A 15100-nucleotide genomic window follows, 5' to 3' on the forward strand; every position below is an offset into this window, starting at 1 on the left:
CTTACCGAGTCAGCGGACCTCTCGTGTAGCGAAGACTTCGGAGGCGGGCCACCGGCCCGCCTCCGTGTCGTTTCACTTCTTCTTGAACCCGATTCCGGCCATGCCCAGCTGCTCGCCGGGCGCCAGGTTGTTGGCGTCGACGAGTTCGTCGGGACGCCACAGTGCGGTATAGCTCACGCCCGGTTCGATGAGGTCGAAATCCCCGAAGTGGTACTCGATCTCGTCAGGCGTGCGCGCCCAGCCCTCCTCCAGGCTCTCGCGCGTGATCCGCGCCAGCTCCTGCTGCGCGGGCAGCCCGGTGTCCACCAGCGAGGTGAGGAACAGGCAGCTGCCCGGAGCGAGGGCGTCGCGGTAGGTGCTGACCACCGAGTCGGCGACGTCGGGGGAGAGGTAGTGCAGCATCCCGACGAGCATCAGGGCGACGGGGCGGTCGAAGTCGAGCAGCCCGTGCGCCTCGGGGTGGCCCAGCACCGCCGCGGGATCGCGCACGTCGGCGGTGAAGACCTTGGTGTTGTCGTTCTCGGCGAGGAGCGCCTGCCCGTGGACGGTGACGAGCGGATCGATGTCGACGTAGACCACCCGCGCGTCGGGGTTGTGCGTCTGGGCGACCTCGTGGGTGTTCTGCACGGTGGGCAGGCCGCTCCCCAGGTCGAGGAACTGGTCGATGCCCGCCTCGGCCGCCAGGTAGCGCACGCCGCGCACCAGCACCTTGCGGTTCTCCCAGGCCGACTCCTTGATCCCGGGAATGTTCTGGGTGGCGTATTCGGCCAGTTCCCGGTCGGCCGCGTAGTTGTCCTTGCCCCCGAGCAGTGCGTCATAGGCGCGCGCGATGGTCGGCTTGCTGAAGTCCATGCTCGGCGGCGGCCACTGCGCGCCGTGCTGGTCGTCGCGGTCCTCGGTCATGGTTGGAATCCTCTTCGGGCCTAGGGGGCAGGATTTCTGATCATCGTAGGCCAATCCTGCGCGGATTCGCCGGTGCGGCCTGGCCCGTCGGCGCGCCCCTGCCCGACGCGCCGGCCTCCCGGGACCGTAGGGCAGCGGCAGCGGCAGCGGCAGCGGGACGGCGGCCGGCTGCGCCGATCGCCGGTTGCGGGCCGAGTGAAGGATCGGTGAACTCCGCCCCGCGGCGGCGGCCGCAGGTGGACACACGCCCCCGGGAACCTAAAACTTGGGTTCCCCGTCGGCACGGTGCCCGCTGCTCCGGAAAAGCGGCGCCGGGCCCCGAGGGCGAGCGAACAAGGAGCACCGAGGCCCCGATGCCGGACAACACGAGGGCGGCCGGCGCCGCCCGTGCCCGCACGCGTTGGCGGCTGGTCGTCCTGCTCGTCGCCCTCGGCGCTTGCGCCGGCGCCCTGGCCGTCCTCGGCGACGTCTTCCCCCAGGCCCCTGTACTCGCCATCATCGTCGCCGGCGCCGCATCGGGCGTTCTGGGCGCCGTGGGCGAGCTCGTCCGCAGGTTGTCGAGGCCGGAGGAGGCGCCCCCTCCGACTCCCGTGCCCGGGCCCCGAGTGATGGACGTGGACTCCCGGAGCCCGCTGTTCGTCGGACGCGACGAGGAGCTGCAGCGGATCCTGGCCGGGTTCGCGCCGCTGACACCGCGCCGCGCCAGACGCGGGCGCGGGCGCGCTCTGCGGCGCGGAGCCGACGGCCCGGCCGGCTCCTCGGGGTCGCTGGTCGCCGCCATCACCGGTGAGCCCGGCATCGGAAAATCCGAACTGGCGACCCAGATCGCCTACGCGGTCCAGGACGCCTTCCCACACGGCATCCTGCGGCGGGAGCTGTTCGGTGCTCCCGTCGGTGCCACGCGCGCTCCCCGCCGGCCCCAGAAGGTCCTGAGCGGCCTGCTGCGCAGCATCGGGGCCGCCCCGCAGCGCGACGACATCCCCCTGGAATCGCTGAGCCAGTTCTGGAAGACGCGCACCGAAGGGCTCCGGCTGCTGCTGATCCTCGACGATGCGAGGGACTTCGAGCAGGTGAAGCCGCTGCTGCCCGGCGGCGACGGCTGCGCGGTGCTGATCACCAGCACCGACACCTTCCTCGACGCGCCCATGTACGTGCGCCGCCACCCGATCGGTCCGCTGACGGCACAAGCCGGCGAGGAGCTGCTGCGGCGCCCCGCCGGCGCGGGTGCCGACGCCTCCGAACCGGTCCTCAGCGCTCCCGGCGACCTGGCCGCGATCGCCCGCGAGTGCGAAGGCCGCCCGCTCTCCCTCGCACTGTGCCGGGGCGCATTGCGCAACGGGGTCAGTACGCGCCAGCTGCTCAAGGAGCTGCGCCGGGACCACGGCGCGACGCTGTTCAGCGACCACGGCGTCGCCGCGGCCTTCCGGGTGCTGCTGCGGGAGCGCTCCGAGGACGAGCGGCTGCTGCTGTTCCGCTTGGCGCAGACCGGTCTGACCTCGGTCGCGCCGTGGGCCGCCGCCGCTTTGCTGAAGAAGACCGAGCCGGAGGCCACGGCGCTGCTGGAGGAGTTGTGCAACCGCCATCTGCTGCGCCGCGCGCACCGGGAGGGCGGGCCTTCCCTGCGCTACCGGCCGGTCAAGGAGCTCACGTCGATCCTGCGCACCGACTCGGGACGCAGCCTGGGAGCGGCCGGGATGGACCGGCTGCGCTGGTCCCACCGGAGCACGGTGCGGGCCACGGACCGGCTGCTGGCCGCCTATGCGCGCTTCGCCGAGGCGACCGCGATCAGCCGGTCGCCGTCGGAGTGGGGCTTCGGCGAACCCCCGCGACTGCCGGTTCCCGGCGCGGCCTCCGATCCCCGGCTGCCTGACGCCCAGACACCCGCCGAATGGTTCGCCCAGGAACGCCAGCAGATCCAGATCTGCCTCGGGCTGCGGCACAGCAGCGCCCCGCTGGCCGTCGAGTGGAGGCTGCAGCGGGCGCTGGCCGCCCACTGCCGCACCGGGCGCGTCTACTGGGCGGACTGGCGCGCCGCGCTGGAGCGCGCATCCCGACTGGCGCTGCAGATGGACAACCGGCACGCCTATGGGATCTCCCTGCTGGAGCGTGCCGAGCTCGCGGGCAACGAGGGCCACCACGGCAGCGCCGTCGAACTGGCCCGCCAGGCGCAGGCGCAGCTGGCGCACGGCGACGAGCGCTGGGAGGCGCGCGCGAGGCGGGCGATCGGCGTGAACCGCTACCGCCTGGGCGACCGGGACGACGGCGAGGGCGAACTGCGCGCCGCCGAAGCGGTCTTCGCCCGCAGCGGCGACCGGTGGTGGCTCGCGCGCACCCGCTGCAACCTCGGCGAACTCAACCGCTTCCGCGGCGACCACCTACGGGCGCACGGGCTGCTCACCGAGGCGCGTTCGGAGTTCGCCGAGCTCGACGACGCCGAGCAGGCGGCCAAGGCCGGGCTCCTGCTGGGCGAGGTGCTCGGCCACATGGGCCGCGATCTGGAGGCCTGGCTCACCCTGCGCGGCGTGCGCGACGCCTTGGAGCGCTCCGGCGGCTCCTGGTATCGCGCGCGCTGCCTGCGCGCCATGGGCCGGCTCGACACCAGGCGGCTGCGGCTGCAGTACGACGACTGCGACCTCGTGCTGTCGCCGGAGCGTGCGAAGGAGCGCGACCGCAGCCTGCGGGACTTCCTCTTCCGCGGGACCCTGGGCACGTTCGGCGACGAGAAGGCGGTGGCGCGTCTCACGGACGAGTGGCGGCGCGCCCGCAGGGAGCTGGTGCGCCGCAATCTCGGTACCGACCACTGGCCCGGATGCACCGCCGGATGGGACGGTGGCGGACTGCCGCGGTGGTTCGGCGAACAGGCGCGCCGACTGTGCGCCGACCGGGCGGAGTGGACCGACGAGGCCGGCGTCGCCAGAGCGGAGGAGGCCCACGCGCTGCTGGTCGAAGCCGGCGACGAATGGGGCGGCTACCGCACCCGGCTGATCCTGGGCGAGTTGCGGATACGCACCGACGTGCACGCGGGGCTGCGCGACATGGAGGCGGCGGCCGAAGGGTTCGAGCGGCTCGGGCACCAGTGGTGGAAGGCCCGGGCCTGGCGCCACACCGCCGACGCGCTGTACCGCCACAAGCACTACCGCCAGGCGAAGGAGAAGGCCGTCCTGGCCATGGAGGGGTATCGGGGACTGAGCAATCTGTCGGGCCGCCTGCGCGCCCAGGTGCTGCTGGGCTACACGCTGTCGGCCCTGGGCGAGAACCGGGCCGCCCTGGACGTGCTCGAGGAGGCCAGGGCCGACGCGTCGCGCGGTCGGGAGCAGGGCATCGTCCCGGACGACCTGCTGCAGGCGGTCGAGGACGCCCGCGCCCGCGTCGTCGGCGAGGAGTTCCCGCCGAGTGCGCCCGCCCGTACCTAGGCTGCGGCGGGCCGCCCGCTCACGCTCGGGCGTCGTCCGCCGCGGGCGGCACCAGGAACCGCCAGGCACCGGGCAGCACGTGCCAGGTACGTCCCGTGAGGTTCTCCTGAAGTTCGCCGTCGGCGCTGGCCGGGCAGGGGACGCCGCTGACGGAGACCCGGCGCACGCGGCGGTGGTGGACGTCGACCTCCAGCGGATGGGTGCCGCGGTGCAGCCGCACCGCGTGGACGGCGCGCTTGGTGAACCCGCGCGAGCGCGACACCACGAGATTGATCACTCCGCTGTCCAGCCGCGCGGTGGGCGCCAGCCGGGCGGCACCGCCGCCGATGTAGCGGCCGTTGGCAAGCCCCACCATGAGCACCTTGTGGTCGGTGTCGATGATGACCTCGCCGTCGGCCTCCACCCGCAGCCGGTAGCCGCGCGCCGCCAGCCCGACGAGGAACCCGCCCACCGGGAAGCTCGCGGGTCCCAGCAGCCGCTTCCAGCGGGAGGCCGTGCGGGTGCTGTCGGCCCCCGAGCCCAGGTGCACCGCGTTGACGGTGATCTCACCGGTGTCGTCGGCGATGAGGTCCAGCGGGCGCGCGGTCGCCGCGCGCAGGGCCGCGGCGGCCGCGAAGGGCTCCAGCGGCATGCCGAGTGTGCGGGCGAAGTCGTTTCCGGTGCCCATGGGCAGCAGCCCCACGGTGTGCCGACCCAGCTCGCCGCGCCTGTGCAGTGCGTTGGCCAGCGCGTGCAGCGTGCCGTCGCCGCCGGCGGCGATCACAGTGTCGTGATCCCGGACTCTGCTCAGTGACTTCTCCAGGTCCTCGGGGCTGGTACAGAACGCCGTCTCGGCATCGGGGTCCAGTTCGGCGACCACCTCCTGCAGCCGCTGAGCCTCGGCGCTGCCGGCATCGGTGTTGGTGAGCACAAGAATGATGGCGCTCCGTTTCTTCGTCGCGCCCGTGGTCGAGGCGCCTTTGATACGAACTTAGCCGACGCCGGAGGACAGGTGCGGAGGGAGCCGAGGCGCTGGTACGGCACGGAGCCGCAGCGGTGGGCGGTCGGCGGTTCGGGTGTTCGCCGGTGGCGCACGGTCGAGGCGGCGAGGGCAGCGGAGCATTCAGCCCGCGGGCGGCGCCTCCGGTGCTCGCCGGGGATGAGGCGGCGGCGGAGGCGGATGGTGCGGCCTGCGCCCTCCGCGGCCGCCGCTCTCCGTGGCGTGCCGCCGAGTGTGTCCGGGGAGCCGATCCCGGCGCAGAAAGCGGCTTGCGGCCACTCTGGCCCGAGGGGCGCGGGCTGGTCCGCGCGGCCTTCGCCGCCGGGCGGGAAGCGGCGGACCTCGTCCGCTTACGGAGCTAGCCGACCAGGCGCAGGCGCGGCTCGGGGCGGTTCGCGGCGCGGGCGATGTGGGCCGCTTCGGCCTCCAAAGCGGCGCGTGGCGGCGCCTCGGTGCCGGGGAACACAGTGACGCGCAGTTCGTCGCCGTCCGTCTCCCAGACGCCGGCGATGCGGCCTCCCGCGACCACGACGGGCGATATCCACCCCGCCTGGCGGCTGACCAGCGGGCGGTGCGCGGCCGCGAGCATGCCGGTGTCCTTGGTCCCCGGGCCCAGCACGTACTGGTCGAACGCACCGAGCAACCGCACCGTCCGCGTGGGGCGGGTCGCGGCGAGCTCGTCGGCGTCCTCGGCGCGGATGTAGGCCTCGCGCCCGTCCACCTCCACGGTGGCCAGCCGGTCGCCCAGCCCGGCGAACATGGCACGCAGGGCCGGTTTGCGGGTGTTGTTGCGCGTGAGCCAGGCATCGAACGCCTCGGGTGTGGCGGGCCCGTAGGCGCCCAGATAGGCCGGGATCGCCGCGGCCGCCGCCTCGTCCTCCTCCGGCAGTCCCCGCCAGCGGGGCAGGAGCGCTTCGGGGCGCGCGAAGGTCGCCCTTCCGTCGCGCGCGGGTCCCTGGCACAGCACGCCCTGCCAGGCCAGCGGCTTGAGCAGCGCGCTCCAGCCCGAACGCAGCTGCTCGTCCATCCGCGCGAAGCGGGAGTCGGCGACCAGCCCGGCGACGAGCTCCTCCCGCGTCAGCACCCGGTCGGCGAGCAGCCCGCCGACCGCTTCGGCCAGTTCGCCGACCTCCCCGGGGCTCGCGCCGAACGCCCGCTGCCAGGAGGGCTTCTCCCAGGTGCGGGCGGCCGCCAGCAGGGAGAGGAACGCGCCGGCCGCCTCGGGCGGCAGCAGGTGCAGCGTCCCGCGCATGGCCCAGGTACGCATCAGCTCGCCGCGCGCCAGCGCCTCCTCGACCGCGCCGGGCCGAGGCTCGGCGCACCGGACGGCGACGGCGGTCTCGGCGGCCGAGGGGACCTGCGCCTGCACCCCGCAGAGCCGATCGGCGACCTCGGCCGCCCCGCACTCGCCGCGCGGTTCGAGGAACTGCCGCCGCAGCCGCCACGCGTGCACCGCCTCGCGGTCGATCCGCATCCCGCCACCGCCCTCTCCGCGTCGCTCCGTGTGGACCGAGCATGCCACTCACGTCCGGTCGCCGACCCCGACCGGACGCTCCCGCCCTCACGCCCCGAGCGCGCCGACCGGCGGCGGGAGGGGGCGTGCCGCATAGGCGTCCACCCGTTGTGCAGTACACAACCTTGGCCCGCGTCCCTTCAGCCCGACCCTGCCTCCTGCCTAAGTTCTGGTGGTCAGCGGTCCGGTCCGGTATAGACCGCTCGCATCCCACGGGATGCATCCGCCCGCCGCCCGCCCCCAGGCGAAGGAGTTGCCATGCGTTACCGCCGCCCGATCCGCGCCGGCGCCCTGCTCGGGCTCGCCGTACTGCTGGCCGCGTGCGCCCCGGCCCAGACCGACAGCGCCGAGTCCGGCGCGGACAGCATGGAGGGCACGCTGCGCGTCTGGCTGTTCTCCGAGGTCGACCAGGAACCCAAGGAGAAGGTGGTCGACGAGGCCGTCGCCGAGTTCGAGGCCGCCCACGAGGACGTCACCGTCGAGGTCCAGTACATCCCCGTGGACTCCCGCGCCGAGCGGTTCCAGGGCGCGTTCAACGATCCCTCCTCGGCCCCCGACGTCGCCGAGTACGGCAACACCGACCTGGCCGGCTACGTCGAGGCCGGCGGCTTCGCCGACATCTCCGACGAGCTCGCCGAGTGGAAGCCCTACGACCGGATCTCCGACGACGTCGCCGCCACCGCCCGGGTGGACGGCGGCACCTACGGCGTGCCCTGGTTCCTGGGAGTGCGGGCCCTGTTCTACCGCACCGACGTCTTCGCCGACCTGGGCATCGACACCCCGCAGACCCTCGACGAGGTCGTCGAGGCCGGGCGGACGGTACGCGAGGAGAAGCCGGACATGCTCGGCCTCTCCAGCGGCGGCGCCTACACCTACGGCTTCCTGCCCTTCGTCTGGGCCCACGGCGGCGACATCGCCGAGAAGAAGCAGGGCTCCTACACCGCCGCCGTCGACTCGCCCGAGTCCAAGGCCGGTTTGGAGCTGTACTCCCAGGTGCTCTCCGAGGATGTCTGCCCGCCGCAGACCTGCGCCCAGATGACCGGCAACGAGAGCGTGCAGAACTTCATCGCCGGCAAGGCCGCCATGACCATCGGCGGCAACTTCAACCTCAACGCCGTGGACGCCTCCGAGGTCGCCGAGGACACCGCCGTCATCCCGCTGCCGGGCACCGAGCCCGGCTCCGTCGCTCCCGCCTTCGCCGGGGGCAACAACCTCGGAGTGCTCGCCGGAACCGACCACCGCACCCTGTCGGTGGAGTTCACGCAGCTGCTCGCCGGCAAGAAGTACCAGCAGCGGATGTATGAGGCGATGGGCAACCTGCCCACGCTCGGCGACGTGCAAAGCGACGCGGCCGCCGCCGACGAGGAGATCGGTCCCTTCGTCGAGACGCTGGAGTCGGGGACCCGCTTCGTTCCCGTCACCGGCGCCTGGGCCGCCATCGACGCCGAAGGCGTCCTGCCCACCATGGTCCAGCGGGTCTCCTCCGGCGACGCGTCGGTCGACGCGGCCGCCGCCGAGGCGGCGGATTCGCTCGACGAGTCCTTCGGCGGGGAGTGACAGGACCGCATGGCCACCCCCGCACCGCCGCTCCGCGTGGCCGGGCGAGCCCTCGCCCGGCTGCGCCGGAGCGGCCGCCTGGAGCCCTGGGTGTACCTGGCCCCCGCGCTGGTCGTGCTCGGGGCGCTGCTGGCCTACCCGCTCTACCAGCTCGTCCTGGTCTCCTTCTACGACTACCGCCAGCCCCAGGTCACCGGAGCCGAACCGCTGCGGTTCAGCGGCTGGGCCAACTACCGCACCCTGCTGGCGGACCCCCAGTTCTGGGAGGTGCTGGGCAACACCGTCGTGTTCGCGGGCGCCTGCGTAACGGGCACCCTCGCCGTCGGCGGGTGCCTGGCGGTGCTGGCCACGCGGCTGTCGGCGTGGGTGCGCACCCTGCTGTTCCTCGCCGCGCTGGGCGCGTGGGCCACCCCCGCGGTCACCGGCAGCGCGGTCTGGCTGTTCCTGTTCGACCCCTCGCTGGGGCCGGTCAACCAGGCGCTGGCCGGACTCGGCATGACCGGTTTCGAAGGCCACTCCTGGACCTACACCAAGTGGTCGGCGTTCGGGCTGGTCCTCAGCCAGGTGGTGTGGTGCTCGTTCCCGTTCGTCATGGTCACGCTCTACGCCGGAATCCGCTCGATCCCCGGCGAGGTGATCGAGGCGGCGCGGCTCGACGGCGCCTCGACCGGCCGCATCGCGCTCAGCGTCATGCTGCCGATGCTGCGCCCGGCGATGGTGATCGTGACGATCCAATCGATCATCTGGGACTTCAAGATCTTCACGCAGATCTACATCATGACCGGTGGCGGCGGCATCGCCGGGCAGAACCTCGTGCTGAACGTCTACGCCTACCAGCAGGCGTTCGCCTCGGGGCAGTACGGACTGGGATCGGCGATCGGCGTGGTCACCACCGCGCTGCTGCTGGCGATCTCCCTCGTCTATCTGCGCGTGCTGCGCCGCCAAGGGGAGGTGCTGTGATGCTCCGCCGACTGCGTACCGACGCCGCGGGACTGGCGATCGCGCTGGTGGTGGCCTTCCCGCTGTACTGGATGGCGCTATCGGCGCTCAAACCCCGCGCCGACCTGGAAGCCGGGGATCCGGCGCCGTTCACCCTGGCGCCCACCCTGGACTCCTTCCGCCGGGTCCTGCTGGTGGAGGACTTCGGCCGCTATCTGCTCAACAGCCTCGGCGTGGCCGCCGCTGTGGTGGTGTTCTCGACGCTGTGCGCCTTCCTGGCCGCCGTCGCACTGACCCGCTACAGGTTCCGCTCCCGCGCTACGCTGCTGATCATGGTGCTCATCGCGCAGATGGTGCCGGTCGAGGCGCTGACGATCCCGCTGTTCTTCCTCATGCGCGGCATCGGGGAGTCGGTGCCGCAGTTGGGACTCAACCACCTGGGGTCGCTCGTGCTCGTCCACACCGCCTTCGCGACGCCGCTGGCGATCTGGATGCTGCGCGGCTTCGTCGCTGCGGTGCCCCGCGAGCTGGAGGAGGCGTCCTGGCTGGACGGGGCGAGCAGCTTCACGTTCGTGCGCCGGGTGCTGTTCCCGCTGACCGCGCCGGGCGTGGTGGCCACGAGCATCTTCGCGTTCATCATGACCTGGAACGACTTCCTGTTCGCGACCACCTTCATCATCTCCGCGCAGGAGAACCAGACCCTGCCCGTGGCGCTGCTGTCCTTCTTCCGTCCCGACGAGAACGACTGGGGCGCCATCATGGCGGGCTCGGTTCTGATGACGCTGCCCGTGCTGGTGTTCTTCCTGTTCGTGCAGCGCCGCCTGGCCTCGGGTCTGGGAGGTGCGGTCAAAGGTTGAACGCCGATACTGCGCCCAGGCGCAACGCCTCGGTGTCCCTGCGCCGCGCGCTGGCGATCGTGGAGTTCGTCCGCACACTCCCGGCCGGCAGCGGCGGCGCCACCCTGACCCAGCTCGCCGAAGCCGTGGGCATCAACAAGAGCTCGGTCCTGCGCCTGGCCACCCCGCTGATGGAGGCGGGGCTGCTGCACCGCGACAGCGCGAGCGGCCGGTTCCGCCTGGGCGCGGGCGCCCTCGCCCTGTGGCAGGCGTACCTGGACCAGCTGGACCTGCGGTCGGTGGCGTCCGACCACCTGCGCGGGCTGATGCGCCGCACCGGCCACACCTGCCACCTGGTGCTGCTCGACGGCCACGACGTCGTCTACGCGGACAAGGTGGAGAACACCACGACGGTGCGGATGGCCTCGCGCATCGGCGCCCGGATGCCCGCCTACCGCACGGCGGTGGGCAAGGCGATCCTGGCGTTCTCCCCGGCGGACCTGGTCGCCGACGTGCTCGCCGAGGGGATGCCCTCGGCGACCGAGCACACGATCACCGACCCCGTGCTCTTCCACGAAGAGCTGCGGCGGGTGCGCGGGCGCGGCTACGCCATCGACGACCGCGAGAACGAGCCCGAGGTCCGGTGCGTGGCCGCGCCGGTCTTCGACCACAACCGCGACCCGATCGCCGCGATCAGCGTCTCGGCCCTGGTCAGCCGGCTGCCGCCGACACGGGTGCGTGACCTCGGCCCCCAGGTGGCCGAGGTCGCCACCCGCGTCTCCGCCCAGCTGGGTGCATCCGCGATTCAGCCGGAGTAGGCCGCTCGACGTGCCGACCGGCGGCCGGAGGCCGGAGGCGGCGGACGAAGCCGGTTCGCCCCCTTCGGCCACCGCCGGATTCGACGACGGGTGCAAGATCGGCGCGGTATGCGCGCTAGCTTCATGGGCATGCGCATCCTCGTCACCGGCGGAGCCGGGTTCATCGGGTCACATGTCGTCGCCGCGCTCGGCAGCGCCGGGCACGAGCCGGTCGTGCTGGATACGCGGCCGCCGCAGGAGCGGATCGGCGAAGGAGGGGCCGCCGAGCGGATCACCGGCGACGTCCGCGACGCCGCGGGGGTGGAGGCGGCGCTGCGCGGCGTCGACGCCGTGTGCCACCAGGCCGCGATGGTGGGGCTGTCCGTGGACTTCGACGACGCCCCCGCCTATGTCGGCGTGAACGACCTGGGCACCGCCGTGCTGCTGGCGGCGATGGCGCGCGCCGGGGTCGGCGACCTGGTCCTGGCGGGATCGATGGTGGTCTACGGCGAAGGACGCTACACCTGCCCCGACCACGGTGACGTCAGCCCCGGGCCGCGTCGGCCCGCCGACCTGGACGCGGGACGGTTCGAGCCGCCGTGCCCGGTGTGCGGCGCGGCCCTGGAGCCCGGACTGGTGGCCGAGGACGCCCCGGCCGATCCGCGCAACGTCTACGCCGCCACCAAACTCGCCCAGGAGCATCTCGCCTCCGCCTGGGCCCGATCGACGGGCGGGCGCGCGATCTCGCTGCGCTACCACAACGTTTACGGCCCCGGCATGCCCCGTGACACCCCCTACGCCGGTGTGGCCTCCTTCTTCCGGTCGGCACTGGCGCGCGGCGAGGCGCCCGCGGTCTTCGAGGACGGGCGGCAGCGGCGCGACTTCGTGCACGTGCGCGACGTCGCCGGCGCCAACACCGCCTCGCTCGAAGCCGTCGCCGAACGCGAGGGCGGCACCCTGAGGGCCTACAACGTCGGCAGCGGTACCCCGCACACCGTCGGGGAGATGGCCGAGGAACTGGCCCGGGCCCACGGCGGGCCGTCGCCCCGCGTCACGGGCGAGTACCGCCTCGGCGACGTCCGCCACATCACGGCCTCCTCCCGGCGGCTGATGGAGGAGTCGGGTTGGCGCCCCCGGGTGGGCTTCGCCGAGGGGATGACCGAGTTCGCCGCGGCGCCGCTGCGCGGCGCTTCCGCCTCCGCCGGCTGACCTGGCCCCGCCCGCCTGCGTCCACTCGCCACCGCCTCCGCGCCCGCGCCGAGCGAAAAACCCGGCCGAGCCGGGTCGCCCCGCTGCCGTCGGCTCCGAACAAACGGGTGTGGATTCGGGGCGCTACCACGGCGCCTCGGGGGTATTGGAGAACGAAGAGTGAACGAACGCTGACTCTTGGTGAGTCAGTAGGCGATGGGGCGAGCGCCGGCGGGGTCGGCCACCGGCACGGTAGCGCCGCACGGGCGCGCCCCGCCGCAACCGGCGCAGGAGGTGCCATGGACGAAGACGAGCCGCGGGGCGGCCCGGAGGCGGAGTCGGTGTCGGATGCGGCGGCGGGGGGCGACGGCACCGGGCACGGACCCCCGTCGGCCGAGGTGGTGCTGCCCTGCCTGGACGAGGCCCAGGCCCTGCCGTGGGTGCTGGGGCGCATACCCGCCGGATGGCGGGCGATCGTCGTCGACAACGGGTCCACCGACGGCTCCGCCGAGATCGCGGCGCAACTGGGCGCGCGTGTCGTCACCGAGCCCCGTCGCGGTTTCGGCGCGGCCTGCCACACGGGTCTGTGCGCGGCCGCTGCGGAGTTCGTCTGCTTCTGCGACTGCGACGGCTCCCTGGACCCCGCGCTGCTGCCGCCCATGGTCGCGTCGGTGCGCAGCGGCGCCGCCGACCTGGTGGTGGGCCGCCGTCGGCCCACCACCGGCGGAGCCTGGCCCGTGCACGCGCGCGCGGGCAACGCGGCGGTGGTGCGGATGCTGCGGCGGCGCACCGGGGTGCGCTTGGGCGACATCGGCCCGATGCGCGCCGCGCGCCGTATCGGGCTCCTCGATCTCGGCCTCACCGACCGGCGCTCGGGCTACCCGCTGCAGATGGTGGTGCGCGCCGCCGACGCGGGCTGGCGCATCGCCGAGGTCGACGTCCCCTACGTCGCTCGTAGCGGGCGCTCCAAGGTCACCGGTACCTGGCGGGGAACCTGGACGGCCGTGCGCGACATGCGGGCGGTGCTTCGCGGCCCGCAGATTTCGGCCGGTCCGATCGGGGAGGCCCGGTGACGGGCGGCGACGGCCGCGAGGGCCTCACCGCGGAACCGGACACGCGACCCCCGGGGTCTCCGCACCGCGCCGCCGTGCCGCGCCCGCCCGTGCACGGCACCCCCGCAGGCCCGACGACTCTGCTGGTCATCGCCAAGGAGCCGGTGCCGGGCCGGGTCAAGACACGGTTGGAACCCGCGTGCACCGCGCAGGAGGCCGCAGACCTCGCGGCAGCGGCGCTGGCCGACACGCTGGAGGCGGTGCTGGCCGCACCGGCCCGCCGCAGGGTGCTGGTGCTCAGCGGCGTCCCGGGGCCGTGGCTGCCCGAGCGCGGGTTCGAAGTCGTCGCGCAGGCCGACGGCGGCCTGGACGAGCGGCTCGCCGCGGCCTTCGCCGCCTGCTCGGGACCCACACTGCTGATCGGCATGGACACCCCGCAGGTGACCCCGGCCGTGCTGTGGCCGGCGCTGGCCGAGGACGCCTGGCAGGACGCCGACGCGTGGTTCGGCCCGGCCGAGGACGGCGGGTTCTGGGCGCTGGGCATGTCCGATCCCGACCCGCGCCTGCTGCGCGGCGTGCCGATGTCGACCGACCGCACCGGCGCGATCCAGCGCGAGCGCCTGGTGCGGGCTGGCCTGCGGGTACGCGACCTGCCGGTGCTGGTCGACGCCGACACCCCGGCGGCCGCCGCCCGTGTCGCCCGGGCGGCCCCCGCCGGCCGCTTCGCCGCGGCCTGGCGGCGCCGCGTCGGAGACGCCTGATGGCGGGCGTCGACGCGGCGCAGGCTTCGGCCGCCGTCGGCACCGCCGACCCCTACTCCCGTGCGCTCGGCACGGGTCGCGGGCCGCTGTTCCTGCGCTGCGAGGACGGACGCGTGCTGCCGTTGGAGATCGAGCGCTGGTGCGCCGGCCCCGACGCCGCGGACACCGCCGTACTGCTGCGCTGCCGGGGCACGGTCCTCGACGTCGGCTGCGGCCCGGGTCGGATCGTCGCCGCCCTGGCCGGGAGCGGGCACCGGGCGCTGGGCGTGGACGTACACCCCGACGCGGTGCGGCGCACCCGCGCCGCCGGCGGCCGGGCTCTGTGCCGCAGCGTGTTCGACAGGCTGCCCGGCGAGGGCGGCTGGGGCACGGCGCTGCTACTGGATGGCAACATCGGCATCGGCGGCGCTCCCGAGCGGCTGCTCGCGCGCCTGGCCGAGGTCGTGGACCCGCGCGGCCTGCTGCTGGTGGAGGTGGCGAGCGAGGACGTCGACGAACGGATGGCGGTGCACGTCTGCGACGGCCGGGGCCGGTGCAGCGCTCCGTTCCTGTGGGCGCGCGCCGGCGTGAGCGCTCTCACCGCCGCGGCCGCGAATACACGATGGGAGGTGACCGAGACGTGGAACTCGGGAAGCAGGGCGTTCGCCGCCTTGCGCAGAGCGGGATGAGCGGGGACGAGCACAGCGGTGCGGTGCCGGACGGCGCGCCGCTGGAGGCCGACCCCGGCCGGGGCCGGGGGCGCTCCCCGGCGGCGGACCGATGCGGGGCGGGACCGACGCCTGGGTGGTGCCGTGAGTAGCGATTCTTCGCAGCGCCCCGCAGCCCGGACCGTCACGCAGGCCCGGTCCGCCCGCCGTCCGGATGTGATCACGGGCGTGGCCGCGGCGGTGCTGGTCGCCGTCGCCGCTGTCGTCGGTGTGCTGATCGAGCGCGCCGGCCAGAAGCTCTACGTCGACTGGGAGCCGCTGTACTCCAAGTGGGACCCGCACCTCGGTCCCGGCACCCTGCCCGCGCTGGCGATCGCGGTGGCGGTGGTGGGCTGGGGGCCGGTCCTCGCGGCCCGGCTGCCCTGGCGCACGCTGGTGCTGTCCACCTGGGGCGCGACCATGGCCTGGACGTTCGCGCTCGCTCTGATCGACGGTTGGGAGCAGGGCGTCGCCGG

12 protein-coding genes and 1 pseudogene are annotated in these 15100 nt (G+C 73.8%); 10 read left to right on the top strand and 3 right to left on the bottom strand.

Annotated elements, in window-relative coordinates; all coding sequences use genetic code 11:
• Positions 1 to 72: 72 nt before the first annotated feature.
• Positions 73 to 903, bottom strand: coding sequence for an SAM-dependent methyltransferase (locus tag LP52_RS20410; RefSeq protein ID WP_040275966.1), 831 nt, complete (start codon positions 901 to 903; stop codon positions 73 to 75).
• 353 nt (positions 904 to 1256) lie between these two features.
• Here LP52_RS20410 and LP52_RS20415 point away from each other — a divergent pair, with 353 nt between their 5' ends.
• The gene (locus LP52_RS20415; RefSeq protein WP_040275967.1) at positions 1257 to 4316 is read left to right on the top strand and encodes an NB-ARC domain-containing protein; all 3060 of its coding nucleotides are present in this window, start codon (positions 1257 to 1259) and stop codon (positions 4314 to 4316) included.
• A 19-nt stretch (positions 4317 to 4335) separates the two neighbouring features.
• On the opposite strand, the gene LP52_RS20420 is transcribed toward LP52_RS20415, so the two are convergent.
• Complete coding sequence (locus tag LP52_RS20420; RefSeq protein WP_238581014.1) at positions 4336 to 5226, bottom strand: diacylglycerol/lipid kinase family protein; 891 nt, start codon at positions 5224 to 5226, stop codon at positions 4336 to 4338.
• A 427-nt stretch (positions 5227 to 5653) separates the two neighbouring features.
• On the bottom strand, positions 5654 to 6769 hold the full coding sequence (locus tag LP52_RS20425; protein WP_040275969.1) for a winged helix DNA-binding domain-containing protein: 1116 nt from the start codon (positions 6767 to 6769) through the stop codon (positions 5654 to 5656).
• Positions 6770 to 7066: 297 nt separating this feature from the next.
• On the opposite strand from LP52_RS20425, the gene LP52_RS20430 reads away from it, so the two are divergent.
• From LP52_RS20430 to LP52_RS20470, 9 genes and pseudogenes are all read left to right on the top strand, one after another.
• Positions 7067 to 8365 carry an extracellular solute-binding protein gene (locus LP52_RS20430; RefSeq protein WP_040275970.1) on the top strand — a complete coding sequence of 433 codons (1299 nt, stop codon included), beginning with the start codon at positions 7067 to 7069 and terminating at the stop codon, positions 8363 to 8365.
• Positions 8366 to 8374: 9 nt separating this feature from the next.
• Entirely contained in the window at positions 8375 to 9325 is a 951-nt protein-coding gene (locus LP52_RS20435) for a carbohydrate ABC transporter permease (protein ID WP_040275971.1), read from the top strand.
• Complete coding sequence (locus tag LP52_RS20440; RefSeq protein ID WP_052810070.1) at positions 9325 to 10161, top strand: carbohydrate ABC transporter permease; 837 nt, start codon at positions 9325 to 9327, stop codon at positions 10159 to 10161. The genes LP52_RS20435 and LP52_RS20440 overlap by 1 nt, the downstream gene beginning before the upstream one ends.
• Complete coding sequence (locus LP52_RS20445) at positions 10158 to 10958, top strand: IclR family transcriptional regulator (protein ID WP_040275973.1); 801 nt, start codon at positions 10158 to 10160, stop codon at positions 10956 to 10958. The genes LP52_RS20440 and LP52_RS20445 overlap by 4 nt, the downstream gene beginning before the upstream one ends.
• Before the next feature lie 129 nt (positions 10959 to 11087).
• On the top strand, positions 11088 to 12146 hold the full coding sequence (locus tag LP52_RS20450; RefSeq protein WP_040275985.1) for an NAD-dependent epimerase/dehydratase family protein: 1059 nt from the start codon (positions 11088 to 11090) through the stop codon (positions 12144 to 12146).
• A gap of 278 nt (positions 12147 to 12424) precedes the next feature.
• Complete coding sequence (locus LP52_RS20455; RefSeq protein ID WP_040275974.1) at positions 12425 to 13198, top strand: glycosyltransferase family 2 protein; 774 nt, start codon at positions 12425 to 12427, stop codon at positions 13196 to 13198.
• Between the two features lie 74 nt (positions 13199 to 13272).
• Positions 13273 to 13938 (top strand): TIGR04282 family arsenosugar biosynthesis glycosyltransferase, encoded by a 666-nt coding sequence (locus LP52_RS20460; RefSeq protein WP_040275986.1) that lies wholly within the window; start codon positions 13273 to 13275, stop codon positions 13936 to 13938.
• Positions 13938 to 14606, top strand: a complete 669-nt coding sequence (locus LP52_RS20465) for a class I SAM-dependent methyltransferase (protein ID WP_040275975.1) — start codon at positions 13938 to 13940, stop codon at positions 14604 to 14606. Before LP52_RS20460 ends, LP52_RS20465 begins: the two co-directional genes overlap by 1 nt.
• 123 nt (positions 14607 to 14729) lie before the next feature.
• Positions 14730 to 15100, top strand: a pseudogene (locus tag LP52_RS20470) (hypothetical protein); the annotation flags it as partial.

Source organism: Streptomonospora alba (genome assembly GCF_000826685.1).
Taxonomy (GTDB): domain Bacteria; phylum Actinomycetota; class Actinomycetes; order Streptosporangiales; family Streptosporangiaceae; genus Streptomonospora; species Streptomonospora alba.

Excerpts from the sequence above, each read along its gene's own strand:
- LP52_RS20410 (WP_040275966.1), bottom strand. The coding sequence starts at position 903 with ATGACCGAGGACCGCGACGACCAGCACGGCGCGCAGTGGCCGCCGCCG.
- LP52_RS20415 (WP_040275967.1), top strand. The coding sequence starts at position 1,257 with ATGCCGGACAACACGAGGGCGGCCGGCGCCGCCCGTGCCCGCACGCGT.
- LP52_RS20425 (WP_040275969.1), bottom strand. The coding sequence starts at position 6,769 with ATGCGGATCGACCGCGAGGCGGTGCACGCGTGGCGGCTGCGGCGGCAG.
- LP52_RS20430 (WP_040275970.1), top strand. The coding sequence starts at position 7,067 with ATGCGTTACCGCCGCCCGATCCGCGCCGGCGCCCTGCTCGGGCTCGCC.
- LP52_RS20435 (WP_040275971.1), top strand. The coding sequence starts at position 8,375 with ATGGCCACCCCCGCACCGCCGCTCCGCGTGGCCGGGCGAGCCCTCGCC.
- LP52_RS20440 (WP_052810070.1), top strand. The coding sequence starts at position 9,325 with ATGCTCCGCCGACTGCGTACCGACGCCGCGGGACTGGCGATCGCGCTG.
- LP52_RS20450 (WP_040275985.1), top strand. The coding sequence starts at position 11,088 with ATGCGCATCCTCGTCACCGGCGGAGCCGGGTTCATCGGGTCACATGTC.
- LP52_RS20455 (WP_040275974.1), top strand. The coding sequence starts at position 12,425 with ATGGACGAAGACGAGCCGCGGGGCGGCCCGGAGGCGGAGTCGGTGTCG.
- LP52_RS20465 (WP_040275975.1), top strand. The coding sequence starts at position 13,938 with ATGGCGGGCGTCGACGCGGCGCAGGCTTCGGCCGCCGTCGGCACCGCC.